The sequence below is a fragment of the uncultured Thiothrix sp. genome, assembly GCF_937873765.1.
Taxonomy (GTDB): domain Bacteria; phylum Pseudomonadota; class Gammaproteobacteria; order Thiotrichales; family Thiotrichaceae; genus Thiolinea.
The window spans coordinates 53,781-80,405 of record NZ_CALMZC010000038.1 but is presented as its reverse complement, the minus strand read 5'-3'; the positions used below and the strand labels follow the sequence as shown (position 1 = coordinate 80,405).

Annotated in this window: 23 protein-coding genes; 8 read left to right on the top strand and 15 right to left on the bottom strand. The window is 44.5% G+C overall.

The window, feature by feature from the left end:
* Positions 1–17 precede the first annotated feature (17 nt).
* The 5 genes from Q0307_RS10660 to Q0307_RS10640 form a co-directional block, all read right to left on the bottom strand.
* The gene (locus tag Q0307_RS10660; protein ID WP_298660355.1) at positions 18–788 is read right to left on the bottom strand and encodes a TerC family protein; all 771 of its coding nucleotides are present in this window, start codon (positions 786–788) and stop codon (positions 18–20) included.
* Positions 789–896: 108 nt separating this feature from the next.
* On the bottom strand, positions 897–2,393 hold the full coding sequence (locus Q0307_RS10655; protein WP_298660353.1) for a NuoM family protein: 1,497 nt from the start codon (positions 2,391–2,393) through the stop codon (positions 897–899).
* A complete protein-coding gene (locus tag Q0307_RS10650; protein WP_298660350.1) occupies positions 2,386–3,915 on the bottom strand; it encodes a NuoM family protein in 1,530 nt (509 codons plus the stop codon). The genes Q0307_RS10655 and Q0307_RS10650 overlap by 8 nt, the downstream gene beginning before the upstream one ends.
* A 10-nt stretch (positions 3,916–3,925) precedes the next feature.
* Entirely contained in the window at positions 3,926–5,488 is a 1,563-nt protein-coding gene (locus tag Q0307_RS10645; protein WP_298660348.1) for a proton-conducting transporter membrane subunit, read from the bottom strand.
* A 3-nt stretch (positions 5,489–5,491) separates the two neighbouring features.
* Positions 5,492–6,955, bottom strand: a complete 1,464-nt coding sequence (locus Q0307_RS10640) for a NuoM family protein (RefSeq protein ID WP_298660346.1) — start codon at positions 6,953–6,955, stop codon at positions 5,492–5,494.
* Between the two features lie 182 nt (positions 6,956–7,137).
* On the opposite strand from Q0307_RS10640, the gene Q0307_RS10635 reads away from it, so the two are divergent.
* On the top strand, positions 7,138–7,338 hold the full coding sequence (locus tag Q0307_RS10635; RefSeq protein ID WP_298660344.1) for a dodecin family protein: 201 nt from the start codon (positions 7,138–7,140) through the stop codon (positions 7,336–7,338).
* A gap of 63 nt (positions 7,339–7,401) precedes the next feature.
* Positions 7,402–8,388 carry an acryloyl-CoA reductase gene (locus tag Q0307_RS10630; RefSeq protein WP_298660342.1) on the top strand — a complete coding sequence of 329 codons (987 nt, stop codon included), beginning with the start codon at positions 7,402–7,404 and terminating at the stop codon, positions 8,386–8,388.
* Here Q0307_RS10630 and Q0307_RS10625 read toward each other — a convergent pair whose 3' ends face one another.
* A complete protein-coding gene (locus Q0307_RS10625; protein ID WP_298660339.1) occupies positions 8,389–10,407 on the bottom strand; it encodes a M1 family aminopeptidase in 2,019 nt (672 codons plus the stop codon).
* Positions 10,408–10,549: 142 nt separating this feature from the next.
* Between Q0307_RS10625 and Q0307_RS10620 the strand changes: the two genes are divergently transcribed.
* Positions 10,550–11,725, top strand: coding sequence for a ChaN family lipoprotein (locus tag Q0307_RS10620; protein WP_298660337.1), 1,176 nt, complete (start codon positions 10,550–10,552; stop codon positions 11,723–11,725).
* On the opposite strand, the gene Q0307_RS10615 is transcribed toward Q0307_RS10620, so the two are convergent.
* Positions 11,719–12,273: a CAP domain-containing protein gene (locus Q0307_RS10615; protein WP_298660335.1), complete on the bottom strand. Its 555-nt coding sequence runs from the start codon at positions 12,271–12,273 to the stop codon at positions 11,719–11,721. The two genes, Q0307_RS10620 and Q0307_RS10615, sit on opposite strands and share 7 nt — an antisense overlap.
* 3 nt (positions 12,274–12,276) lie before the next feature.
* Entirely contained in the window at positions 12,277–12,906 is a 630-nt protein-coding gene (locus Q0307_RS10610) for an MBL fold metallo-hydrolase (protein ID WP_298660332.1), read from the bottom strand.
* Positions 12,907–13,003: 97 nt separating this feature from the next.
* Here Q0307_RS10610 and Q0307_RS10605 point away from each other — a divergent pair, with 97 nt between their 5' ends.
* Positions 13,004–13,210 carry a type II toxin-antitoxin system VapB family antitoxin gene (locus tag Q0307_RS10605; protein WP_298660329.1) on the top strand — a complete coding sequence of 69 codons (207 nt, stop codon included), beginning with the start codon at positions 13,004–13,006 and terminating at the stop codon, positions 13,208–13,210.
* Positions 13,207–13,587, top strand: coding sequence for a PIN domain-containing protein (locus Q0307_RS10600; RefSeq protein ID WP_298660327.1), 381 nt, complete (start codon positions 13,207–13,209; stop codon positions 13,585–13,587). The genes Q0307_RS10605 and Q0307_RS10600 overlap by 4 nt, the downstream gene beginning before the upstream one ends.
* 133 nt (positions 13,588–13,720) lie before the next feature.
* Here Q0307_RS10600 and Q0307_RS10595 read toward each other — a convergent pair whose 3' ends face one another.
* Positions 13,721–14,728, bottom strand: a complete 1,008-nt coding sequence (locus tag Q0307_RS10595) for a toll/interleukin-1 receptor domain-containing protein (RefSeq protein ID WP_298660325.1) — start codon at positions 14,726–14,728, stop codon at positions 13,721–13,723.
* A gap of 117 nt (positions 14,729–14,845) precedes the next feature.
* On the opposite strand from Q0307_RS10595, the gene Q0307_RS10590 reads away from it, so the two are divergent.
* Positions 14,846–16,081: a DUF1615 family protein gene (locus tag Q0307_RS10590; RefSeq protein ID WP_298660323.1), complete on the top strand. Its 1,236-nt coding sequence runs from the start codon at positions 14,846–14,848 to the stop codon at positions 16,079–16,081.
* Positions 16,082–16,132: 51 nt separating this feature from the next.
* On the opposite strand, the gene Q0307_RS10585 is transcribed toward Q0307_RS10590, so the two are convergent.
* The 6 genes from Q0307_RS10585 to Q0307_RS10560 form a co-directional block, all read right to left on the bottom strand.
* Positions 16,133–18,307, bottom strand: coding sequence for a malate synthase G (locus Q0307_RS10585; protein WP_298660321.1), 2,175 nt, complete (start codon positions 18,305–18,307; stop codon positions 16,133–16,135).
* 144 nt (positions 18,308–18,451) lie between these two features.
* On the bottom strand, positions 18,452–18,706 hold the full coding sequence (locus Q0307_RS10580; RefSeq protein WP_298660319.1) for a YkgJ family cysteine cluster protein: 255 nt from the start codon (positions 18,704–18,706) through the stop codon (positions 18,452–18,454).
* Positions 18,706–20,070 carry a cytochrome P450 gene (locus Q0307_RS10575; protein ID WP_298660317.1) on the bottom strand — a complete coding sequence of 455 codons (1,365 nt, stop codon included), beginning with the start codon at positions 20,068–20,070 and terminating at the stop codon, positions 18,706–18,708. Before Q0307_RS10575 ends, Q0307_RS10580 begins: the two co-directional genes overlap by 1 nt.
* Positions 20,071–20,236: 166 nt before the next feature.
* Positions 20,237–21,070, bottom strand: coding sequence for a DUF2189 domain-containing protein (locus Q0307_RS10570; protein WP_298660315.1), 834 nt, complete (start codon positions 21,068–21,070; stop codon positions 20,237–20,239).
* A 171-nt stretch (positions 21,071–21,241) separates the two neighbouring features.
* Positions 21,242–21,946: a pseudouridine synthase gene (locus Q0307_RS10565; RefSeq protein ID WP_298660313.1), complete on the bottom strand. Its 705-nt coding sequence runs from the start codon at positions 21,944–21,946 to the stop codon at positions 21,242–21,244.
* A gap of 3 nt (positions 21,947–21,949) precedes the next feature.
* Positions 21,950–24,181, bottom strand: a complete 2,232-nt coding sequence (locus Q0307_RS10560; RefSeq protein ID WP_298660311.1) for a patatin-like phospholipase family protein — start codon at positions 24,179–24,181, stop codon at positions 21,950–21,952.
* Positions 24,182–24,298: 117 nt separating this feature from the next.
* On the opposite strand from Q0307_RS10560, the gene Q0307_RS10555 reads away from it, so the two are divergent.
* Together Q0307_RS10555 and nadA are read left to right on the top strand one after the other, a co-directional pair.
* A complete protein-coding gene (locus tag Q0307_RS10555) occupies positions 24,299–25,468 on the top strand; it encodes a PilT/PilU family type 4a pilus ATPase (protein WP_298660309.1) in 1,170 nt (389 codons plus the stop codon).
* Between the two features lie 103 nt (positions 25,469–25,571).
* Positions 25,572–26,624: a quinolinate synthase NadA gene (gene nadA, locus Q0307_RS10550; protein WP_298660307.1), complete on the top strand. Its 1,053-nt coding sequence runs from the start codon at positions 25,572–25,574 to the stop codon at positions 26,622–26,624.
* Position 26,625 lies beyond the last annotated feature (1 nt).

Genomic DNA, 26,625 nt, shown 5'->3' with positions numbered 1-26,625 from the left:
GGCTAAGCAGTTGCATCTTATTTTTCTAAGCCTTGTTCTTTTTGCGGCATAGTGTCATGCAAATCCACGACTTTTTTAGAGTTTTTGCGCATTTTCATGTTCAACATTTCCACCCCAAACGAGAAGGCCATCGCGAAGTAGAGGTAACCTTTTGGTACTTCATGACCAGTACCTTCAGCCACGAGTACTACCCCTACTAAGACAAGGAAAGTAAGCGCCAACATTTTGACTGTCGGATGAGCTTCAACGAAATCCCCAATCGGGCCTGCTGCAAACATCATGACTAAAATCGCGACAACAATCGCTGCCACCATCACAACTACTTGATCAGCTAAACCGATAGCAGTAATCACTGAATCAAGTGAGAACACAATATCAATCACCGCGATTTGCGCAATTACACCGATGAAGGTTGAAGCACCTTTTTTAATAGCCCCTTGGCCCTCTTCGACCCCACCTTCTAGGCTACCATGAATCTCCGTAACTGCTTTATAAATCAGGAATAAACCACCAAATAATAAAACTAAATCTCGACCTGAAACCGCATGTCCCATAATCACAAATAAAGGCTCAACCAACTTGGCAACCCAAGCAATTGAGAGCAGTAACAAAATCCGTGAGAACATCGCCCCGAACAAGCCTAGCTTACGCGCTAAAGCACGCTGTTCTGGCGGCAAGCGATTCACCATCAGGGTTAAAAAAATTATATTGTCGATACCTAACACTATTTCCAATATGGTTAATGTTAAGAAGGCGCTCCATACATTGATGTCTAGCAGCAGTTCCATAAGTTCAATTCTTTGGTCATTTTCGGGGGCATTATTCTAGGCAGAAACCAGTAAGCAAGGCGATTATACGCACTAGTCGTTAGGGGTATCTAGCGCAAAGAAGGAACTTTATTCGACTAATAAGGTCATGCGTTCGAGCCAATCGACGCTACCGATAGAAATGAAGTCTAGTAACCCTTGTGGATAAAAGCCAAACAGCAGCACAAGTGTCGTGAACAACAGCATAATAGCTAACTCACGCGGCTTGAGATCGGGTGATTCACTAATCGATGCATGCCGCGTTTTGCCTAAGAAAGCTTGGCGATAAGCGGACAAAAAATAAGCTGCCGCTAAAATAATGCTAAACAATGCTAGCAAACCTGCACCTAGATAAGTCTCTAAGACACCCACAGTCAGCAAAAATTCAGCCGGAAATCCACTCGTGCCCGGAATACCCAAATTGGCCGCACCTAAGATAAAAAAGAAACTTGTTAATAAAGGCATACTCTTCGCAATCCCACCCAGACTTGGAATTTCGCTAGAGCCTACCCGCTGATAGATGAATCCAATCAGGATAAATAAGCCACCTGCAATCACCGTGAAATTCAATAATTGAAAAATTGCCCCTTGCAAACCTTGCTGCGTCATACTCACTACACCGAGAAAGACCATCGCGACATGACTTAAGCTGGAGAAAGCTAACATACGGCGTAAATTAGTTTGCCCTAAAGCGGCCAAGGCCCCATACAGCACACCTAGCATGCCCAAGCCGATCAAAATATATTGAAAATCCTGAGCAGCACTCGGTGCTAACGGAAAAGCGAAGCGAATCATTCCATACACCCCTACTTTTAAGCCCACCAATAAAGCCACTACTTGTGTAGGTGCTTCTTGAGCGACGACTGGCAGCCATGAATGCAAAGGAAATAGCGGTAACTTCACTGCAAACGCCAAGGCTAACAGAATGAAAATAGCCGTTTGATAATCATGTGTATGCGCAATATGCAGGAGACGAGTGTAATCAAAACTAATGCCATTAGGATGCTGCAAAGCTAAGACCACAAATCCCAACAATAACGGTACGCCGCTACTCAACATAAACAAAGTATATTTTACGCCTGCATAACGCCGATTTGGCCCAATCCCCCAAAGACTAATCAGAAAATAAAGCGGTAAAACACTCAACTCCCAAAAGAGGAAGAACAGAATTGTATCTAAAGCGGAGAAAATGCCCATCATCGCCATTTCTAAGAGAAGAAGTAGCGCAAAAAATAAACGCGGTAGGTTTTGAATCGCATTCCACGAGGCTAGAATGACTCCAATAAATAGCAGAGCAGTAAAGGGTAAGAACAGTACTGATAAACCATCCACACCTAGCAAATAATTAATATCTAAGGACGGAATCCACAGGCTACGTTCGACAAATTGAAAGCCTGATTGTGCTGGATTAAATCCACTTACAATAACTAAGGAAATCAGTAAAGCTCCTACCGAAGTTGCCAAAGCAGCCCAACGGGCTTCTCGCGGTGCTAAACTTGCCGCAATCAACCCACCTAACGGCAGGAGTAAAATTAGTAGGCTTAACCAAGGAAATGCAGCACTAGTCATTGGAATGGCTTCAGTCATGATTCACAATCCCAGACAGTGCGCGTAATTCATTGAACAGCTCCCCTACTCCACCGACAGGCTCAGCAATAAGAGCCAGCCACGGCACATCATAAAAACCGACCACCACAATCACACAAATTACTGTTCCTGCTAATATTTTTTCAGTGAGCTGTGAAGGCTCCGTATTCCAATGACTAGTGTTACCACTCGGTTTGGTTAAAAAGGCCCGTTGGAAAGCGCGTAATAAAAAACCGGCTGCGATTAAGTTGCCAATTGCAGCACCAATGGTGACAGGTGCACCAAACGTTTTAATCGCCCCTTCTAAAACAAAATGCACCGCATTGAAACCGGGTGTGCCGGGCATCCCGACAATCGCTAAACCTGCAATCAAGAAAGCAATACCGACTAAAGGAATATAATCAAACATACCGCCTAAACGATGCAAATTAGTGGTGCGGGTACGTTGCCAAACCAAGCCCGTCATTAGTAACAATCCAGAGATGGCTAAACCAAAATTCACCGCTAATAGGACACTGCCTTGTAAAGCTAGGGGATCAAGGCTAAACAGGCCAATGGTGAGAATACTGGTATGGCTGACAACGGCAAAACCTAAGAGACTGCGCAAATTCTGCTGTTTTAGAGCGAGTAAAGCGGCATAAAATACCCCCACCATCGCAAAGGCCACTGCCACATAATGCCATTGCCAGACAGCATTGGGCATGAGTGGAAACACAAAACGCAACAAGCCATAAACACCCAGCTTTAAGCCTAAAAGATAAATTGGTGCAATTGCCACATTTCCAAAGCGCAGAAAATCTGGCAGCCAACCATGAAAAGGAAAGAGGGGAATGCGCACTGCTAGCCCATAAAAGAGTAGGAAGAACAAAATGCCTTCCATTTCTTCCGGTACAGTCACCGTCACAAGCTCAGCTAAATCAAACGACCATATTCCCTTGAGCGTGGCGTAATTCCAAGCAAGCAATAAACTACCTGCCAATAATAAGATCAAGCCCACTGCCATAAATTGCAGAAAGCGCACTAGAGCGGGCATCACATCATCAGATGCAGGCCAACGCTTAGTCAAATAAGCAATCAACAGCATTTCCAGCATGGAAACAAGGTTAAACCACAGCAAATCCACGGTGACGAGTTGGCTGACTAGAGTGGCTTGCACCAACATCATCACGGCGAGAACTGAGCTACCATGTAAGCGCCGGAACAGAATAAACACTACACATAAAAAGCCGAGTAAAGTGGTAAGCAGGATAAATAGCACGCTCATACCATCGACAGCAGCATGATACTGAAAAGCCGCCCAGATCGGTAACTGTTCAGCAAACTGCATAACCCCTGCAGGCTGGGTATTGTCAAAACTTAGATACAGAACGAGTGCTAAGGCGATTTCTAGCAAAGAGGCCGATAGCGCTAAGATCATCGCATTGCGTTGACGAATCCGAAGCAACAGTAAGCTAGCCACTAAAGGCACTAGCTGCAATAGACTTAACAGAGGCCAAGCAGCACTAATTATTTGATATTGCACTAGCGCGTCCTCATAAGACCACTACCAAGGTAGCAGCGATCAAAACCAGCATATAACGAGGTTGCCGTAAATAGGTTTCTACCAACTCAGCACGCTCGCCTAATACGGTCGCTAAACCAGCTAAGCCATCACTACTGCTTTTTAGGACTAAGCGCTCTTCAAACCACTCCATAATTTCAGCAATGCGTTGTAAGAGCTTGCCAAAAACACCTGAGCCAACACCGACTTGATTATTCAATTGTAAACTACCTGTTTGGAGAGCCTGCATTTGTACTAAAGTCGACAAAACATTGGTATGAGAAGGTGTACCGGTTAAGCGATCTATCACTTGCTGATCAAACAATTGAGCTTCGTGCGCTAATAAGCGCGTCGGTTTTACTAAAAAAGTATCTGCTAAACGATCCAACCAAAAACGTTGGAGACATGCATTATGTAGCCATAAATTCTTCTGGAACCAAGCGGGTGCTGCAGGTGCGGGACTAGAAGTTTGTTGTAGAAAAGAAGGTGACCAGAGAAACTGATAAATCCGCCAGACAGCATGCAGGATTAGGTGAATTAAAGCTAAAGTCGTCCAGCCTGCAGCTATCGCCACGACCATCATACCCACTTGCATTAGCGTTGAGAAAATCAGCGAGCTTTTAATATCCGTCTGCATTTGCGCCAAAAACCAAGCATACACAATCGTTGCTAACCCCATTGCAGCTAAGAGCCAAGCAATAATTGGCATTTGCTCAAGCATGGGTGACAAGCGTAATAAGAGATAGATACCCGCATGCACCATCACCGAGCCATAAAACACTCCACTAGAAGGGGTTGGTCCCTCTAAGGCATGACTAATCCAAGCTGAAAATGGAAACTGCGCCGATTTAATACAAGCCGCCAGAATCAGACCTAGTACAATCATATTGGCGACTAAGCCCGGTTCGGCTTGGCTTTGAACTAAGAGCGCTTCCCAATCACAGTTGCCCCAGTAAATCAGTGCCATGAAAATAGCGAGCAAAAAGCCTGCATCACCCACCCGATTAGTGACAAAGGCACGTGTAGCATTGGTACTAGCGTATTCACGTTGCCATGAATAACTGATTAAAAGATAGGAGCTAATCCCTGCCAACTCCCAGCCAACAAAAGCCAACATTAAATTGCCACCCAGCACAATCAACAGCATGGCCGTATGAAACAAACACATAATCAGGAAAAAGCGTTGGAAACTAGCTTCACGATGCAAATAATTCACTGAAAAACGTAAAGTCAGCAAAATAATGAAACTGAAAACGGTTGCTAAACTTAGACTCAAACCATCGAATAATAAACTGACACTCGCTTGAATATTGCCACTCTCCAGCCAACGCGAGATGACAATAGTGCCTAATGAACCATACAAAGTGCTATAAACGGTTAAACCCAGCAAAACTAGAAAGGCTATTAAGGCCGAGCCAACCGCAATCAAGGCCGTTTCACGCTCCCCTTGCTCGCCGCGATTCCACTTAAAAACTACGCCTAAGCCAATCCAGAAGCTAGCCAGTAATGGAAGGAGAGGAGTCAATAATAGCAATTGATGCAGCCATTCACTCATCGCTTAAGCTCCAAAAGGTGCAGCAATCGCTTGTAAACTGCTGAGGAGTACATCTAATAAGGGTAAAGGATAGAAACCTAGCAAGAGCGTGCCCGTCACTAATACACCCCCTGCAACTAGCTCTAAAGGCTTTAGATCCTCCACTTGTTGCATACTTAGATTTATCGGTCCGGTGTAAAGCTGTTTAACCGTGCGCAGGCTATAGGTTGCAGTGATTAACATCCCCAAAGATAAAGCAGCCACTAACCACCCCCAACGCTCAAAACCACCAATTAAAGCATGTAATTCACCAATGAAACCCGCCGTTCCCGGCAAACCGACTCCACCGACTAAGGCTAAAATAATTAAGACTGCAAAGCGGGGCGTAGCTCTTAACAGCGAGCCATAATCATTAATATCGCGGGTATGGGTGCGCTCATACAATAGTCCAATCAGCATAAACAAAGCGCCCGCTACTAAACCATGTGCCACCATTTGATAAGCAGCGCCCATTAAACCATTTTCATTCAAGGCAGCAATCCCAATCATCACTACTCCCATATGGCTGACTGAGGAATACGCGATCATTTTCTTCAAATCACTCTGCCGCCACGCTAATAAGCCCCCATACAACATGCCGATCATACCGAGTGCCATCATCAAGTCTTGCAGATTAAGCGCCGCAGCAGGCAACATCTCAGCACTACGAATCAGCCCGTAAGCACCCATTTTTAATAGAATACCTGAGAGCAAAATACTAACGGGGCTAGGGGCTTCTACATGCGCCAAAGGCAACCAACCGTGCAAAGGAAATAGTGGCATTTTTACGCCTAAGCCAATCATTAAACCTAGAAAAATCACCGTTTGGGTTTCAGGCGGAATAACTTCAGAAGCACGCTTAATCGAGGCGAATAAAAAGCGGTGCTCAGGGTTGGCATCAAAGAGCATTAATAAGCCTAACAGCATAAACACTGAGCCACCCATGGTGTATAGCACGAAATTTAACGCTGCTCGTTGGCGATTTGCTCCACCCCAACGGTCAATCAGGAAAAAGAGTGGGATTAAGACTAACTCCCAAAACACATAAAATAGCGCCCAGCCTTGAGTTAGAAATACCCCCATAGTCGCTGCTTCTAACAACAAGAGTAAAATATAATAGCCTTTAATCCGCTCATTAATTTGCGTAGAAACAGCAATCGCTACCAGCATTAATAGATTGGTTAAAGCCACTAAAGGATAAGATAAACCGTCCACGCCAAAGGAAAAATAAGTGCCTAAGCGCTCATTCCATTGATATTCAGCGACTAATTGCACGGCTGGATTGCTGAAATCCATCTGCGTAGCTAAATAGAGGGTATAGATTAAAGTCAGGACAGCAGTGCTCAAAGCGGCTGGGCGAATCCATGTTTGCCGGTGATTAGGCAAAAATAGAATAAATAGCGCACCTGTTACTGGCATTAGTAACAAGAAAATCAGGAAATCGATCATTAATGTTCAGCCAATCCGACTGCATGGCAAGGAGCGTCGATGATAACTCAGGATCACTAGTACTGAATAGCGTCTATCCCTTGTGAAACCTACGTTTATCCGCTCAAACCTGACCGCACTTAAAGATTGTCTATACTAGTAGTCTGATTGATTGTATAGGCGCAAAGCCTAGTGAGGCAGCTATGACTGTAGCAAAAATAATTGAAATCACTTGTTCCTCCTCCACTAGTTTCGAGGACGCGATTCAAAAAGGTATCGCTAAAGCTAACGAAACCTTAAAAAATGTTAAAAGTGCTTGGGTCGCTGACCAAAACCTTAATGTAGAAAATGGCCGCGTCACGGATTATCACGTGCGCCTAAAAGTCACCTTCGTACTAGACTAAATGAACTAGCCACCGCTAGACTCAAGCGCACTAACCTTTTTAATTGCAAGGAGAGGGTGTGCGATGAATTCATTTAAAGCCTTACGCATTCGCCAGCATGAGCATAAAGTCAGTGCTGATTTTGAAACGATGCAGCTAGACGAGTTAACTGCGGGCGAAGTAGTTATTAAAGTTAGCTGGTCTGGAATTAATTACAAGGATGCGCTAGCTGCAACCGGCAGCGCAAAGATTGTGCGTAAGTTTCCTTTAAATGGCGGGATTGATTTAGCGGGTAAAGTGCATAGCTCTACAGATGCGCGCTTTACAGCAGGCGACTCAGTGTTAGTTGTGGGTGGTGGTATTTCTGAAACGCTTGATGGAGGTTATGCTGAATACGCACGCGTGCCAGCCGCTTGTGTGGTTCCTGTACCACACGGCCTCACTGAACGCGAAGCCATGGCGATTGGTACGGCAGGGTTTACCGCCGCTTTAGCGGTGATGCGCTTAGAACGTATGGGGCAAACACCTGCCCATGGCCCGATGATAGTCACCGGAGCAACCGGTGGCGTAGGCAGTTTCGCGATAGATTTATTATCCTCACGTGGCTATGAGGTAGTCGCTTATACCGGTAAAACCGAGCATCACGACTATTTAAGCGCGTTAGGTGCGAGTCGCTTTGTGGATCGCAATAGTTTAGACATGGGTAAACGTCCGCTTGAAACAGCTCTTTGGGGTGGCGCAGTGGATAATGTGGGTGGCGAGACCCTAGCTTGGCTGACTCGTACACTTAAACCCTTCGGTAGTATCGCTAGTATTGGCTTAACAGGTGGTTTTGAATTATCTACGACTGTCATGCCCTTTATTCTACGGGGAGTTTCCCTGATTGGAATTAATATTGAAGCACCACGGGCAATGCGTGATGAAGCTTGGCAACGGCTTGGCTCTGATCTCAAACCGCAGCATTTAGATAAAATCATCCAGCGCGAAATTCAATTCGACGCACTATTAAGCGCTTTCCCCGACTATTTAAAGAATAAAGTAGTCGGGCGCACGGTGGTTAAAATCGCTTAGCTAATCAAAATGCAGGGTTAAAGGCGAATCATTCACTGTCCATTGACCTTTCGCTACATTTTCGCCGCTTGCGCTATTAAACAGTACATAACTATATTTCCCATAATGTGGCAGCTTATTAATTAGCTGCTGCAAAGCCTCTGGTGTGCTTGCATCTAAGAGCACTACTTGCTGTTTACCTGCAGTTAAACTCAGTGCTAAGGAATGCAAGCCACAGGTGTAATTCACACTATTTAAAGTATAAGCAGTTTCGCTAAGTTTAAACGGCTGCTGAGCGCGCTCTAATAAACCCGTCAGTGCGGTATTATCACCGCCCAATAAAATCACGATACCTTCATCCGGCAAAGGTGCATCATCATATTGCTGCTTCGGCTTATCACCACGACTGAACGCGGTAATCGCCTCCTCCCAAGCTAACTCCATACCGGCAGGAACTTGGCGCGCGATGACAAAGGTTTTCGGCTCAGCGTTATATAAAACATTTAAAGCCGCAGGCAGTTCACCGAGTTCGGGAATACGCAAAACTTCAAATTCAGAATCAATCCCTATTGCGACCGGCTTTTGTGCATAGCTCAAATTAAAACTTTGCTGTGCTGTATTAAAATCTAACCATTGTGTTTCCGTCTTCCCACCTTTAAAGCTTGCGGTAACCGGCAGTTTTAGTTGATAAGGTTCGCTGGTTTGCGTTTGCTTTAAGGTCAGACTGAGTTGAGTTATACCCTCTTGCTCTGTGAGCTGGTGCTCACCTAAAACCAATTGCGGTGCACCAAGACGCTCCAGCCATTGCTTAAAAAAAGCCTGCAAATTCTGCCCACTGACTCTTTCAAAGACCGCTTGCAAATCAACAAAGCTTGCAGTCTTGAAGGCATAATCTTGATATAAAGTCTGTAAACCTTTTTCAAAAGCTGCTGTACCAAGCTGCTGCTTTAACATATGAAACAGCATTAAAGACTTGCCATAGCCAATCGCTTGAGTGGTTTGATCATGACGGCTTTGAAAATCTTTGAGTGGGAAGTCCTGAAAATTGCTGGTGAAGTTAGCATATTTCTGCACGGTATCGCGGCGATAATTCATTGCTTCGCCTGTGCCTGCACTCATTTGATAATCTGCTAAATACGCGGTTAAACCCTCACTCCAATTACCTTGGGAGTTATCCACATACACACTATTACCCCACCAGTTATGCACAATTTCATGGGGGAAAGAACTGCTTAAAATAAACGGCAGACGCATTACTTTAGAGCCTAAGAGGGTAAAGGAAGGCATCCCCCAGCCGGTTTCCCAGAAACTTTCTACGGTCGCAAATTTACGATAGGGATAAGCGCCTAACTGCTTGGAATAAACTTCGAGATATTGATGCGTAGCCGCTAGGTATTTTTTAGCCAGCTCATCATCTGCAGATTGTAAGTAGACTTGAGCAGTTGCATATTTGCCCGGCTCACTATATACCTTAAATGCCCCTGCTACGAAGTAGATGGCTTGCTGCGGCTGAGTTTCTTGCCAAGTGGTTTGAACCTGCTCGCCTTGGCTTAAACTTACCCAATTTTCTGGCAATGCTGCGGTTAATTCAAAGGTATGCAAGGCTCGTGGTGCATTGGGATACCACTGGCTATTGGCATCTAAATACACACCTTTCGCATCAAACTGGATACAAGCTTGCGTCAACCAAGCACAGTCTGGCGTGGACTTAAGCTGACCACTATAACTTAAGCTGAGATCTGCCTGTTTAGCTCGATAATAATTGAGACCCTTTTCATGCTTCAGCAACTCTAGAGCGGGATTAAGCTCTAAATTAAACTGGTCACTTAAGCTAAATTGCCAAGTTTCTGCTGTGCTCGTACTGAACTTTAGATGATCAACCACCGACAAACGAGTAGCTGCGAGATCAATCTTTAATTTAAGCTGATGTTGTAACAGGATCGTTGGGTTTGCCTGACTGGTCGCAGCGCTAGCTTGACTAGACCAAACCCAACCTACTATCAGTACAGCAAAAATCGCGAAAACTCTGATTAAGACCATGGGATTATCCGATTATCCAAGGGAAATGCGCACTTTTCCGGCAGGGTGCTAACATAATAGCGATGGCACGGAGGCATCTGTTAGCACGCCGAGTTAAACTCTACCTGACACTAAGAATCGCTCAAGGATACAAAATACAGCTATGACACTGCGATATCGAATAACTTCACTTTTAGCACTCTGTTTCCTCATTAGTGTTACTTCCCCGCCCGTGCAAGCCACAACGCTTGAGCATCGCAACTTAGCTGAGGTGAATACCTTTTTAGATGGTTGGAAACCCGTCGCTATTGATGGCAATAAGCAAATCAGCTTTTTAGAGCTGATGCAAAGGCTACAAAGCAAACGTGTGGTCTTCGTGGGCGAAACCCATGACCGCTACGATCACCACATGAATCAACTGTTGATCCTCCGCGCGATGCACCGCCAAAATCCCAATATCGGTATTGGGGTAGAATGGTTTCAGCAGAGCTTTCAACCAGTCATTAATAATTACTTAGCAGATAAAATTAGCGAAGATCAGCTCCTAGAGCAAACTAATTACTACAATCGTTGGCGCTATGATTTTCGGATGCTACGCCCGATTTTGGAATATGCGAAAGCCAATAAGCTGCCAGTGATTGCTTTAAACGCACCCGCTGAACTGACCAGTAAAGTCGGAATGCAAGGCTTAGATAGTTTAACCAAGGCGGAACGCGCACAGTTACCTGCAGAAATTACCCCAGCGGTGGGTTCTTATCTGAATAAACTGCGCCAAGTTTTTGCCGATCATGCACATGGACATGGGCAGTTTGAAAACTTTGCCATGGTGCAGCGAATTTGGGATGAAACCATGGCTGCTAATATTGTGAACTTCCTACAAGCTAATGAAAAATCGCGCATGGTGGTGTTTGCAGGCTCTGGGCATGTCAGTGCTAAAGCAGCCATTCCCAATGATGTGGGGCGGCGTTTACCGAAAATTTCCAAAGCCACTCTGCATAGTGTGGATGTACGCGAGCGCTTAAATGATGAAGTGGATTATCAGCTACTGACGCAATTTCTGAGTTTGCCACCGACTGGAAAACTAGGTGCTTGGTTAGTACCCGCTAACAATGGTGTAACGATTGGTAAGCTCGTCCCAAATAGTGCCGCTGATAAAGCTGGCTTACATGAAGGCGACAAAATTATTAGTGTTAATGGCAAAGACATTGAGAGTGTAGGCGATTTATATACTTGCCTCGCTAAATATAAGCCGGGCGAGAAAATTAAATTAGGTGTTAAACAACCTAACCTTAAGGGGCAACCGCCCCGCAAGGTATTTTATACCATTAAGCTTCAATAAGGCCTTTGCCCTAGCCAATTGCCTGCAGGGCTATAATTACACACCCAAATCTGCCCTAAATCTCCACATAGGGCTGCTGCACAACCCAATTCTTGAGTATCACGCCAGACGATTTGTGTGTAATGCCCACATTGTGCACCAAGGCGACATTGATTAGCGGCATAGTCATAATCACTGACTTCCCCCGCCCATAAAGCGACCACCCGTCTTGGACTAATCGGCTCTAGTTCTCTGCGCCCATCTGTCCAACGTCGTGCACCTGCCCAAAACAAATTTTCACCGACTTGCCACTCCTCCCTGCCAACCTCGCTACGATGTTGCATACTGCAGTCATAATGTGTTGCTAAAGTACTTGCCCATACTTGCGCATAATCCGCCAAACGAGCTGACCATGTGAAACTCGGCAAACCTAACGGTGCACGTACTTCATTATGAGCAGCCAAGATCATGCGCTGATTAATCGTTAAGGAGCGAATTGGTGCACTTGGTGCTACTGCACAGGCTGAACAACTTAAGCTTAAAGTGAAAAACACCAGAGAACGCTGCATGACTCAATGCACAAAGGGATTAGTACGCCGCTCATCCCCGATAGTAGTATTCGGCCCATGTCCTGGCACGACCGTCACTTGATCGCCCAAAGGCCACAACTGCTGCTTGATCGAATTCATCAACTGCTGATGATTGCCACCGGGAAAATCGGTACGACCAATACCCCCATCGAATAGCACATCACCGACAAAGACAATATCGGCTTGACGATTGAATAACACCACATGCCCAGGGGTATGACCGGGGGTGTGGTAAACCTCGAAATTTTCCTTCCCCACTGTCAAAGTATCGCCATGTTTTAACCATTGAGTGGGGCGAAAGGCTTCGTGTGGTGGAAAGCCAAATTGACGGGATTGAATCGGCAAGCCATCTAGCCAATAAGCATCGGCTTCATGTGGGCCAATCACCGGTACTTGATAATGCTCAGCAATCGGCATCGTTCCCCCCACATGATCTAAATGCCCATGCGTGAGCCAGACAGCGATAGGTTTTAAGCCTTCTTTTTCAATGGCTGCCATCAGCTTAGGCACATCACCACCAGGATCAACTAACACACACTCGTTAGTTTCCTCACACCAGATGAGGCTACAGTTCTGTTGGAAGGGGGTGACGGGAATTTTTAGGTATTTCATGGAGAGCCTAAGCGCTAATTTGAATAAGCTAGCATTTTATCACTGTAGAACCAGTACATCTATGCTAAACTAAATTTGATGTAAAAATCAGGATAAAATGATGCGAACAACACTTACACTTGATGATCAATTGATTGAATCTTTGATGAAAATTACGGGTGAAAATAGTCATACCGCTGCAATTAAACGAGCTTTACACGATTATCTACAATATATTCGTAAACAACGACTGCTAGCACTACGTGGAACGGTGGAGCTAGAAGATACTTGGCGTGAACTGCGGCAATTGGATACTCAAGTATGAGTAGCAAAATCTTGATTGATACTTGTGGTTGGATTGATTTTTTGCGCTCGCGTGAAGGCCAATTAGGTAATCAAGTCGAGCAAGCTTTAATGTCTGATCGTGCTGTTTTATGTAGCGTCAGTATTGCTGAATTGCTACAAGGTGCAAAAGGCCAAAAAGAAAAGCAGCAGTTAAGCTTTTTGTTTGAGCAAGTGGAATGCTTGGCTGTGCTATCTGAAGATTGGTTCGCCGCAGGTAATACGTTGCAAAACTTACGTAGTCAGGGTATTACTTTACCTTTAACAGATGCTTTGATTGCAGCAGTAGCGAATCGGCATCAGTTGCCTGTGCTAACCATTGATGGGCATTTTCAGCATTTGAGTGTTAAAAGACTTTAGATACTCAAAACCTGTATGGCAAAGAATTACTAGCTTAAAGCCATCAGAAAACCATGAATATTAGGATGAATATTGTTATGACTAACTCCATTATGCTTTGTTAGAAAAAACAGCCAATCTAGTTTGCAGACTACTAGTCACTTAATGTTAAACTCCATTGAAATGAGATAGATTTTTTATCATTTTTTCCGATAGAAAAACCACTTCCATCTACATAAATATACTGATCAACTTTCCAAACATTTTTAATAAAAAAATGACCATCTTCAGTAGGCTCAATAACCCATAGCGCGCTAAGCCAACCTGATTGTATTTGAGTTGAAGCTAATTTTTTAAACTCTGCATGTAAACAATAGTTGGGTCTCATACGTTCACAGATCTTATATGCATCCCTAGCATAAATTCTATCCTTTGAAAAAATCCATGTATTGTTATCATTTAATGATAATAGCTTTTTGTTATACTGGTTAATTAACTTTATTACGTGATTACGTCCTTGTTCAATTTGCTTAACGGTTGTTTCTGAACCTATTAAAGATATAGATAACTCATCGTCTTGTTGCCCTAAATAATCTTGTCCAATAACAATAGATTTATCAGGAGAAATGTTTATTTTTTTCTCCTGATGAATAAAAATCATATATATCACTACCACCACTATGCTTAATACTCCTATACCTCCGTAAAGTAACCATTTTAATTTAACTTTAGACGAAGATATAGGCGCATCAACTGGCAATAATTGCTTAGTCTGTACAAGCACATGGATTTCCGAAGCAAACCTAATAAAAGTAGGATGATCGGATTTTTGGTTCCACCGACTAAAGTCCATGGCTTGGCGCAAAGTAAATCCAAAAGGTGGTTCAACTTTATCTAGGCAAATTGGTAGTAACACACCCCGACGTTTAGCAAAACTAGCTTCTTCACGCACATATTCGGACTGTATAGAATTTTGTGACCATGTAACCACCACGCAACGGCTGTCATTAATCGCATGCTCAAGCTTCAAGCTCCAATTTTCACCTGTACCAATGGACAAATGATCCCAAAACACTGACCAGCCCTGTTTAGTCAAAGCATCAAATAAAGGACGTACCCGCTCAAGATCTTTACTAGAATAACTGAGAAAAATGTCATACATGCCGCTGAACGCTCATTAATCACCGACCAGTGGATATTAAAACAAATCTCAAGAATTTGTCCTGTTATTCACAGCTTGCTAGAGTGCATCGATAACTTAAACATAAAAAGCTGACCCATGATCGACTGGTTCTTAGAAAAACTCCAAACCCTCCTGCTCTGGCTAGGTGGCTTAGGGATTATTGGTTTAGGACTTTGGTTTTATCCAGTGATCAAAGCACAACTGAGTGAAACTAAAACAGCTGCGGAAACCAAGCTTGCTGTCCCTGCCATGAGCCTAGAGCAAACCACCCAACTGATCAAAACGGCAGAACCCAATGCCCGAGAACCTCGAGCTTGGGCTATTGATTTGTTAGCGGTGCTCAAAGAGCATGGATTGGAGCAAAGCCGTGAAAATATCTGTGCAGTGATAGCCATTGCTGATCAGGAATCGGGGTTCGTAGCTAACCCAACTATACCAAATTTAGGCAAGATTTCTGAGCAGGCTGTGATTATGAAGCTAAAAAAGTTTTCTCTACTCGGTGATGGGGCTGTGCTATTCCTAAATAAATTCCCGACTACGAATGATAGTTTTATGCAGAGAATTCGGAAGGCGAAAACAGAACGCGATTTAGATTTAGCATATAGAGACCTGATTGGCGGTCTTAAGCAATATGCACAGCAATATAAACTCAATTGGCTCGTGGATAATCGCTTCGCCAATAGTTTTATTGAAAGCAATAATGAAATAAATACGATTGGGTCTATGCAAGTGGCAGTAAGTTTTGCGGTGCAATTTGAGCGTGAAAAGCGCAATGGTAAAGCTTTAAGTTTGGAAGAAATCTACCAAATCCGCGATAAACTTTATACCCGCAAAGGCGGACTCTATTACGGAACTTTACTATTATTAGGCTACGATAGTGGTTATGACAAAAAAATCTATCGCTTTGCAGATTTTAATGCTGGGCGTTATAGTAGTCGTAACGCAGCCTTCCAAACAATGATTAGCAAACTCGCAGGTAAGCAAATTGCCACTGATGGTGATTTATTAATTTATCAAGCGGATGGCGATGTAGAAATGACCGTCAGTGGCACTGAGCAAGTTACGCGCAATGTGGTACAGAAATACAACTTAGGCTTTAAAGATTATCAAGTGCGGCGTGACCTATTGAAAGAAAAACAGCTTGCGTTTAACAACACACCAATTTATCAAGCAATCTTAAAAACTTACCAGCAAGTAACCGGCAAAAAACCACTCTATGCCCAGCTTCCGGGGATTGAATTACATAGCGAAAAATCGTCACGGATTCTGACTACCGCTAAGTTTGCAACTACTGTGAATACACGCTATCAGCACTGTGTTAGTTCAAACTGAATAAAAAAGCCACTCTGAAGGCGGCTTTCATATAAATCCTGAGTCAGTTAATTAAAAGAACAAAGCGACTTTTGCTTCCTGACGATACTTGTGCAGCAAAGGCTCGGTATAACCATTCGGTTGCTCACGGCCTTTGAACACTAAATCACAAGCTGCTTTAAACGCGACACTTTGCTCAAAGTTGCCAGACATTTGGGTATAAGTTGGATCATTGGCATTCTGTGCATCAACTTTAACAGCCATCTGTTTGAAAGCATCCATGATTTGTGCTTCAGTACAAATGCCGTGATATAGCCAGTTGCACATATGTTGGCTGGAGATACGCAAAGTCGCACGATCCTCCATCAAGCCGACATCGTTAATATCAGGCACTTTTGAGCAGCCAACACCTTGATTTACCCAACGCACCACATAACCCAAAATACCTTGAGCATTATTTTCCAACTCTTGCTGAATTTCAGCGGCACTCCAGCTTGGCTGAGTAGCGACAGGCACGGTTAAAATATCATCTACATTCGCACGCTGGCGGCTCTTTAGTTCATCTTGCCGCTTGAACACATCGACTTGGTGATAATGCAAAGCGTGTAACGTGGCTGCTGTGGGCGAAGGAACCCACGCGGTATTCGCACCCGCCATCGGATGACCGATTTTAGTGCTCAGCATATTCGCCATTTGATCAGGAATGGCCCACATCCCTTTACCAATTTGTGCACGACCTTGTAACCCACAAGCTAAACCAATATCGACGTTGGAGTCTTCATAAGCCTTGATCCATGCTGCGGCTTTCATATCGCCCTTACGAATCATCGCGCCTGCTTCCATCGAGGTGTGGATTTCATCGCCGGTTCTATCTAAGAAGCCAGTGTTAATGAACACCACTCGCTCTTTTGCCGCACGAATACACTCTTTCAAATTAATCGTCGTGCGACGCTCCTCGTCCATGATGCCCACCTTTAACGTATTGCGCGTCAAGCCCAAGGCATCCTCAATCCGACCAAATAATTCATTAGTGAACGCCACCTCTTCAGGGCCATGCATTTTCGGCTTTACAATATACACTGAGCCAGTACGAGTGTTTTTCGCGCTGGTATTACCCTTAAGATTGTGCATTGCAATCATCGAGGTCAAATAGCCATCCAGAATACCTTCAGGGATTTCTTGACCCTCTTGATCGAGAATGGCTGGGTTCGTCATCAAATGACCGACGTTACGCACGAATAATAAGCTACGCCCATGTAGACTGAGTTTTCCACCCTTAGCAGCAGTATATTCACGGTCTGGATGCATCGCACGGGTGAAAGTTTTGCCACCTTTGCTGACCTCTTCTTTCAAATCACCCTTCATCAAACCGAGCCAATTGCTATAAATCAGCACTTTATCTACAGCATCCACTGCAGCCACCGAGTCTTCACAGTCCATAATGGTGGTGAGTGCCGCTTCCATCAGAATATCATTCACACCGGCTGCATCGCTGCTACCTATCGTACCCGCACGATTAATTTGCAACTCGAAATGTAAGCCATTGTTCTTCAATAACACCGCATTAGGGCTAGTGGCATCGCCATTGTAACCCACGAACTTTTCCGGTTGTTTTAAGCCTGTCGTTGAGCCATTCTTTAGGTTTACTTGTAACACGCCATTCGCGACCACATAGCTCATTGCATCTGTATGTGAACCGCTTACTAGTGCTGCAGCTTCATCTAAAAAGTTACGGGCAAATTCAATAACTTTTGCACCACGCACCGGGTTATAAGCCTTGCCTGCTTCAGCACCCTCCGTAGAAGGGATCGCATCCGTGCCATACAGCGCATCATATAAACTGCCCCAACGTGCATTCGCCGCATTCAATGCGAAACGCGCGTTCATCACCGGCACCACCAATTGCGGGCCAGCCATCGTAGCAATTTCGCTGTCGACGTTTTCAGTGCTAATAGAAAAATCCGTACCTTCTGGCAATAAATAACCGATTTCTTGTAAGAAAGCTTTGTATTTAGCAAAGTCAAATTGCTCTTTATTCGCCACATGCCAAGCATCAATTTTCGCTTGCAGAGCATCACGTTTTGCTAGCAACTCACGATTACGTGGCGCTAAATTATTAACGATCTGTTCCAACCCAGCCCAGAATACTGTCGGTTCCACTCCCGTTCCGGGCAGCGCTTGCTGATTGACGAAATGATGCAACAGTGTGGAAACCTGCAAACTACCGAGCTGGATTCTGTCCGTCATGATTAGCTAATTCCTTAAAAACTTGGATAAAGATGTCGACATTCGGTTATAACTTAAATTAAGGAATGGCTAAAATTGGAATTCTCAATAATGAATATTGGATTAATAAAACCGATCTATTAATCTGATTTTTAAGTAGTTTATCTAGGGAGAGCTGACTTGCTCTAGCCAAAAAAGATAGGCTAAAGCTTGTTGTTGATTTTCGCCACACATTTCAGATGTCGGCATTAGGCTCGAACACACCTTGGGACGGACTGGATTTCCGAACAATTCACAACGCAAATCCGGGTTTAAATGCAAGCAAGCGGCTCCACTCGTTTTACCCTGAGGATGTTTTGGAGTGGGCGAACTAATCGAGGGTGCGATACAGCAAGCTGCACAACCTGCACGACAGTCCATTAACGACGCTCCACATTCATTTCCAGAGCACCACGCGGACGTAAAGTCAGACGGCATTCATGCGTGATAGCGGTGCCTTTTGGCAAAGTCAGGCGGAATTGCTGAGCTAAAGTTGAAATCGCTAATACCGCTTCCACCAGACCAAACATTTTGCCAATACAGACCCGTGGTCCTACGCTAAACGGCAAATACACGAATTTATCAGGGCGCTTATTCACATCCATAAAGCGTTCAGGAATAAAAGCATCCGGCTGCTCCCAATAATCTTTATGCCGATGTAACAGCCAAGGGACAACCAGCATAATCGAGCCTGCGGGAATCTTGCGGCGGCGAATCATATCTTCGCCTTTGGCTTGGCGAGACAAAATCGGCACTGGCGGATAAAGCCGCATCGTTTCTTCAAACACCGCCCGCACATAAGGCAAGTTTGGTACATCTTCATAAGTTGGCAAACGTCCTGCCAGCACCCTATCAACCTCTGCATGCATTTTTGCTTCTACTTCAGGGTCTTGCGAGAGTAAATACCAAACCCATGACAAAGCATTCGCAGTAGTTTCATGCCCTGCCATAAATAGCACAATTAACTCATTACGAATCCCTTCACGGGAAATCGCTTCACCTTTGCTACGTTGATTGGCAGCCAGTAATTCATTCAATAAAGTATGCTCATAACCGCCTTGTTCACCTTTAGCAATCACATGATCCACAATTGCATGGATACGCTTAGCGGAACTTTTCGCCGCTGCCATTTTTAAGCTACCAATGGGAAGCCATTCAGGCAAGCCTAAGAAGTTAGTGACATGAATCTGCTCAATGGCTGCTTGATATTCAGCAAAAGCATTGATAACGGCGGCAGCATCAGCCCCTAAACGAGCACCAAACAAGGTGCGGGCAATAATTTCTGAAGTCAGCTGTCCCATCGCGGACAGCACACCCACTTTAGAGCCGACGGGTAAACTAGCCCATTGTTCGCGTATCTCGACTGAGGTATCAATCATCACTTGGCTATAGGCTTGGATATGCGCCGTATCGAATAAGCCGTTTTGTAGCAAACGCCGATTTTTCCACAGCTCACCATCGCTAATAAATAAGCCATCACCCAACAAAGGTTCAAGCGCTTTACGCATCTGCGGGCTTTTGCTTTCATAATTATCTTTTTGAGTGACGAACACATATTTGACCAGCTCAGGCGTATTCGCAATAAAAATCGAGCGATTTAAAATACGCCGACTCATGAACTGATAACGGAAAGAATCTTCACTCCAGAAAGACAATAAATCACGCTTAGCACTCAACAGAGTGGCAATCCCACCAAGAGCAGAGGCATGACGTTTAGGATAAGGAGGAACAAAAGCAGTGCTCATTTTTATTAGCAGAGTAGCTCAAAACAGGCTCGCACTATAGCACAGCTCATAAAGAGGACTGGTAACCTTTATCAGATTACCAGTAAATAACAGTAAGTAAGGAAATGCAACGAGATCGGTAATGAGTGTTACTACTTATGTCGTAGCAACATAAGTTTTGGTTCAATTAACGAATACTAGCGTCTTTGGCAATTAAATCACGATACGCATGCCAGCTCGCATGGGCTACCAAAGGCATGGCAATAATCAAACCTAAATTGAAGGTCGCAAGTCCTAAACCAACGATCACAGTAATGGTAAGCGCCCAAAGGAACATGGTTTTAGGATTAGTCGTACAAACGCGCAAACTAGTCGCAATTGCCGTCATTAAGTCTGCTTTACGCTCAAGCAAAGTCGGTACAGTTACCACACCGGTCACAAAAGCGACTAAGGCAAATAAGAAGCCAACCCCCATGAAGCTTAAGCCAAATAAAAAGCTATTATTCATATGCATTAAGCCATCCCAAAAGGCTGCATAGCCGGTCATATCACTGATAGAGCCAATATTATTGAAAAATAAAGCAATCACCATCGCAGAGGCAGGTACCCAGAGTACCATTAAGAAGCTAAGCGTTAAGGCGTATAGCCCTAAACCTAAGGCATTATGGCGAATCGCGATTAAAGACGCGCTGAAGTCTATCGTTTTACCTTGATCACGTTGCCAACTGAGCACATATAAGCCCAAAGCTAAGAAAGGACCAACTAAGAAGAAGCCACTAGTAAATGCCACTGCAAAGGCTGGATTAGCCGCAGAAAACATACTGAGAATAATGCCAACAATGGCAAAGACAGCACCATAAAACAGACTAGCCGCAGGATTGGCTTGAATATCGTCCCAGCCACGTTTTAACCAGCGCGGAATTGCCGAGGCATCGACCTGTTGCACAGGATAGCTTTTGAACAAATCGCCGATGTGTGGCGCAGGTGAGGCGGTGGTTGGTCTACTGATAAATTGCTCCATGTTTACTCTCCTTAAACAAAGCCCAAACAAGCAGTCTTAACTAATCAATTTACAACATTGAATTTTAATAATACCTGATGCTTTTAGTCGGGTATTGGCTGAGTATAGTCAAGCTTATGAACGTCACTCAACTAACCCTATAAAACACATGGTACTTCATAAACTTGAAGGCTAGCTTTGGAAAGCGAACACTAAGTCTATTTCTGAAGGAGTTAAGAAGCGCCATGCACCGGCTGGTAGTTTAGGATCTAAGCTTAAAGCACCGATCTGCTCACGATGCAAAGTTTCAACACGATTTCCCACCGCAGCCAGCATGCGTTTGACCTGATGGTATTTACCCTCATGAATCGTTAAACGCACTTGTTGTTTGGGAATAATTTCGACTTTAGAGGCAGTGACTACGTGAGCCTCACCATGTAAGAGTACGCCCTGCAAGAGTTGTTGAGCTGCCAAATCACTTAAAGGCTCAGCCAATTGGGCTAGATAAACTTTGGGCACGTGCTGACGCGGCGCAGTAATCCGATGTGACCACTGCCCGTCATTAGTCAGTAAGAGTAGACCAGTCGTATCTTTGTCCAAGCGCCCCACCGGATGCAACAAACGCCTATGGGGATGCTTGATTAAATCTAAGACCGTGCGCTGACTTGTATCTTCTGTCGCACTAATCACCCCCAAGGGTTTATGTAGCATGAGATACAACAAACCCGGTAACCTAAGTAGCTCTTCTGCATAATAAACTTGGGCATTATCAGATATATTCGTAGGTGCTTTGGTCACTATCTCATGGTTGATGCTAATCACTCCGGCACTAATTAGCTTTTGGGCTTCATTACGCGAAATCTGCAGAGCTTGGCCAACGAATTGATCCAGACGCATGATTTAGAAACTACGCCCTACATGCATATAAATATTTGATTCATAACCCTCTGTGTGCCCAAAGCCAATGAAAGCAGGGCCAATCGGACTATCCATACCTACAAATAAACTACCCGATAACAATAAGCTCCCCCAATTAACATCTTTAGCTTTTTCCCAAGTATTGCCTAATTCCAAAGAGCCACCCGCATAGATCTTCGCGACCCTTGGGTAATCTGCAAGCTCATACATATAAGTCCCACGCCCTAGCGCCGCATGATTCCCGCGTAGTTGATTGGGGGATAAACCAGAAAGGCTATTATAACCCCCTAAAGTAATTTGTTCGGTGATAAAAGTATCATCGCGGAAAGTACTAGCCAGTTGGCCCTTTAAAGTAAAGCGATGTTTATCTTTTGTCCAAATTTTACCACCTGCTAGTTTAAGACGGTCAAACTCCACATCGGCGCCGATGGCTTTAAAACCATGCATATACTCGGCTTGTAGCCACTTACCACGATTTGGAAAATCAGCATCATTTAAAGTGTCGGCGTTGTAAGCTAGCTCAAGGCCAGCAATTTGCAAGGATTCACCCGGGAAAGTGAGCTTACCGGTTTTAATGTCAGGGGTGAGATTTTTATAAATCGCACCTGCACTCACTTCACTGGCTGCGCCAATATCGGCTCGCCAATTCACTTCGAGGCCAGTTTCACCTAAACGCACCTCTGCTGAACGCTCTTTATCTACATACTCATAAAAATCTTGGCGATCATGCCAAGCCCGCGCATCAATAAAAGCACCTTGACGATCATTCAATGGGTGCAAGACTTGAGTCTCAGCATGTAAACGATCACCAACAATTAGACTATCCCGTAATTCCGTGCCAGCACTAGTCGCACCTTTAATAACATGCCGCACACCAATCTGATAGCTGGCATCGCCTTCAAAATTATCATCTAAGGTGAAACCAAACCTTAAACGTTGATCTCCAGTAGAGCGCTGCCGCGCAGTGACATGTAAATCGTATAAATCTTTACCCGCAGGCGTTAAGCTGTAATCAACAATATCGAAATAGCCTAAACCGTGTACACTGTCTAAGCCACGCTGTAATTGCTCGATATTTAAAGCATCGCCTTCTTTAATCCCTAAGCGCTTGAGGAGAATATTATCTTTGAGACTCGAGTTATTTTCTAAAATAATTTTTGCCACATGCCCATCACGAATACCTTGCTCTTCTTGCTCATCCACCTTGCGTTTGGCTCGTTGCGTTTCTTGGTAATTAGGTACATAAGCCGCTAAACGCTTAATGGCACCGAGTTGAGCAAGTGCTGCTTTTTCCCCAATCGGAATTGTTTCACGCACACGATTAAAGGAGAGCGAGCCAATATCTTTTAAATCCGGTTCAATCACAATATTCGGTGCGCTTAAGCCCTTTAGTTGCGGCAAACTGTTTTTAGCAGTTAGGAATTGCATAGCCTGCACCGTGACTGCTACCGCAGAATTCAATTGCTCCCGCTTTTCAAATTTATAAGGCAAGCTCACCACGATCAGAATATCCGCTCCCATTTGCTTAGCGACATCCACTGGCACATTGTTCGACACAAAGCCATCCACTAGTACCCGATTATCAATCGTGATGGGTGAGAAAACGCCCGGAATCGACATACTAGCACGTACCGCCGTGGCTAAATTGCCTTTGCGTAAGACGACTTGTTCACCCGTTTCAATATCAGTGGCAATAGCACGGAAAGGAATCGGTAAGCGGTCAAAATCTTCGACTTGTGCCACGCGCTCTAATAAGCGCCGCAATTCAAACATCAGTTTTTGCCCACTCACTAAACCATCAGGGAGCTTTAAGGGTTTATCCTTAATCCCCACTTCAGCCGTATTAAAAAACCCCGCATTATCGCGTTTGAGTTGAAAACTTTGCATTTCCCGGGCTTGCTGATCTTCAAAAAGTCCCGGCCAATCTAATTCTTTAACGACTTTTTCTAGCTCTTCGGCTCTATAACCAGCCGCATATAAACTGCCTACAATCGCCCCCATACTCGTCCCTGCAATCACATCAATGGGCACGCCTTGCTGTTCTAAAATCTTTAAAACACCCACATGCGCAATACCTGCAGCACCACCTCCGCCTAACACTAAACCAATCCGTGGACGTTGTTTAGCAGATGGATTAGCAGCACAAGCAGAAGACGACAAGCTGGCTAGCAAACTTAGGCTAAGAACAAAGGCAAGTAGTTTAATAAAATTCATAATTTAGACTCTGAATAACTGCATAAAGTATAGGTGTCCAGACGAGCTGAACTCAACTTTGGGGGAATTACTGTTACAATAATCTGCATTAATTATAAAAATAAGAGATCCTCTAAGATGGCTTTAAAAGATTATTTACGCATTCTCGCGACTCGTGATGGCTCCGATTTATATCTCACGGCTGATGCGCCCCCCGCCGCTAAATTTCAAGGCTCGCTCAAACCCTTAGCCCGTGAACGCTTAAGCCCTGAAGATGTACATACGATGGCTTATGAACTCATGGATGCTGATCAGCGCCAGCAGTTTGAACACAAACCAGAGATGAATCTAGCGATTAGCGAGGAGGGAATTGGGCGTTTTCGGGTCAATATTTTCAAGCAACGGCATAAAGTGGCGATGGTGATTCGGAATATTAAAACTGAAATCCCAGATGCCAATAAGATTGGCCTGCCTGAAGTCCTAAAAAACGTCATTATGGAAAAACGCGGCTTGATTCTGTTTGTGGGCGGTACCGGCTCTGGGAAATCGACTTCACTAGCAGCTTTGATCGATTATCGTAATCGCAATTCTGATGGGCATATCATTACGATCGAAGACCCCATCGAATATGTGCATCCACACCGTAAATCAATCATCAGTCAACGTGAAGTCGGCGTCGATACTGATAGCTATGAAGATGCTTTAAAAAATACCCTACGCCAAGCACCGGATGTGATTTTGATTGGGGAAATTCGCACCCGTGAAACCATGGAGCATGCCCTCGCTTTTGCTGAGACTGGACACTTATGCTTATCTACACTGCACGCGAATAGTGCGAATCAAGCCCTAGATCGGATTATTAACTTCTTCCCTGAAGAGCGTCACCATCAGCTCTTGCAAGATTTATCCCTTAATTTAAAAGCCTTTATCTCTCAGCGTTTGATTCCCACCATAGAAGGTAAGCGCACGGCGGCGATTGAGATTTTATTGGGAACGCCTATAGTGCGTGATTTGATTATAAAAGGTGATGTAGGCGCGATTAAGGAGATTATGGAAAAATCTGAACAGCAAGGCATGCAGACTTTCGATGGGCACTTATATCGCCTCTATCGTGAGAAGAAAATCACCTTAGAAGATGCCTTACGCAATGCGGATTCGGCTAGTAATTTAAAACTGCGCATTAATCTTTCTCCAGATAATACCGCTACAGGCAACGGTGAAGCCGTTAAACCCGCCGAACGTTTGTCTGCTTTAGAGGGTCTATCTTTGGAACCGAAAGCGGAGGAAGTGGAAGAAGAAGCTTTCTAAACTTGCAGACTTCAGCTCAAGCCTAGCAAGTGGGAGCTTGAATCCTAATCTGTTCTAGCCCATGCTTAACACTTATTGCGATTACTGAATCAAAGAGTTCGCCATGACTGCCAAAACACCTCGTGTTCCTTTAATTAAGATTCCGATTACGGCTCAGGTTGAGTCCTTACGCCCACATTATACCCCTGAACAAAAGGCTGAAATTAAAGCCAAAATTGCTCAAAAGCTTAAAGAGCAGGATGCGGTTTTAGTCGCCCATTATTATGTCGATCGCGATCTACAAGAGCTAGCTGATGAAACGGGTGGTTATGTCTCTGATTCTTTAGATATGGCCCGCTTTGGGAATGAGCATCCGGCTAAAACGCTGATTGTTGCCGGTGTGCGCTTCATGGGCGAGACAGCGAAAATTCTGAATCCTGAAAAGCGCGTGCTCATGCCCACTTTAGAGGCAGAATGTTCTTTAGATTTAGAATGCCCTGCTGAACCCTTCTATAAATTCTGTGATGACAACCCAGATCGTACGGTGGTCGTTTACTCCAATACCAGTGCAGCGGTCAAAGCACGTGCTGATTACGTGGTGACTTCCAGTATTGCAGTTGAGTTGATTTCTTGGCTGGACGAACAAGGCAAGAAAATTCTCTGGGCACCGGATCGGCATTTAGGTCGGTATATCCAACAAGTCACAGGGGCAGATATGTTGCTGTGGCAGGGTGCTTGTATCGTGCATGACGAATTCAAGCATTTAGCTTTAGCCGACATGAAAGAAAAATATCCAGATGCCGGTGTACTAGTGCATCCAGAATCACCTGAAAAAGTGATTAAGCTCGCTGATGCTGTTGGTTCGACTACGCAGTTAATTAAAGCGGCGCAAACCTTGCCCAATAAGCGTTTTATTGTGGCAACCGATAGCGGCATTTTCTACAAAATGCAAAAAGCAGCACCGGATAAAGAATTTATTGCTGCCCCTACGATGGGTGAAGGCGCGACTTGTAAAAGCTGTGCACATTGCCCGTGGATGGCAATGAATGGCTTACACAATCTGCTACAAGTTTTGGAAACGGGCAAAAACGAGATCTTCGTGGATGAAGAAATCCGGGTGAAGGCTTTACGCTCCACCCAGCGTATGCTCGATTTTGCCAAAATGCGGCGTGGCTAAT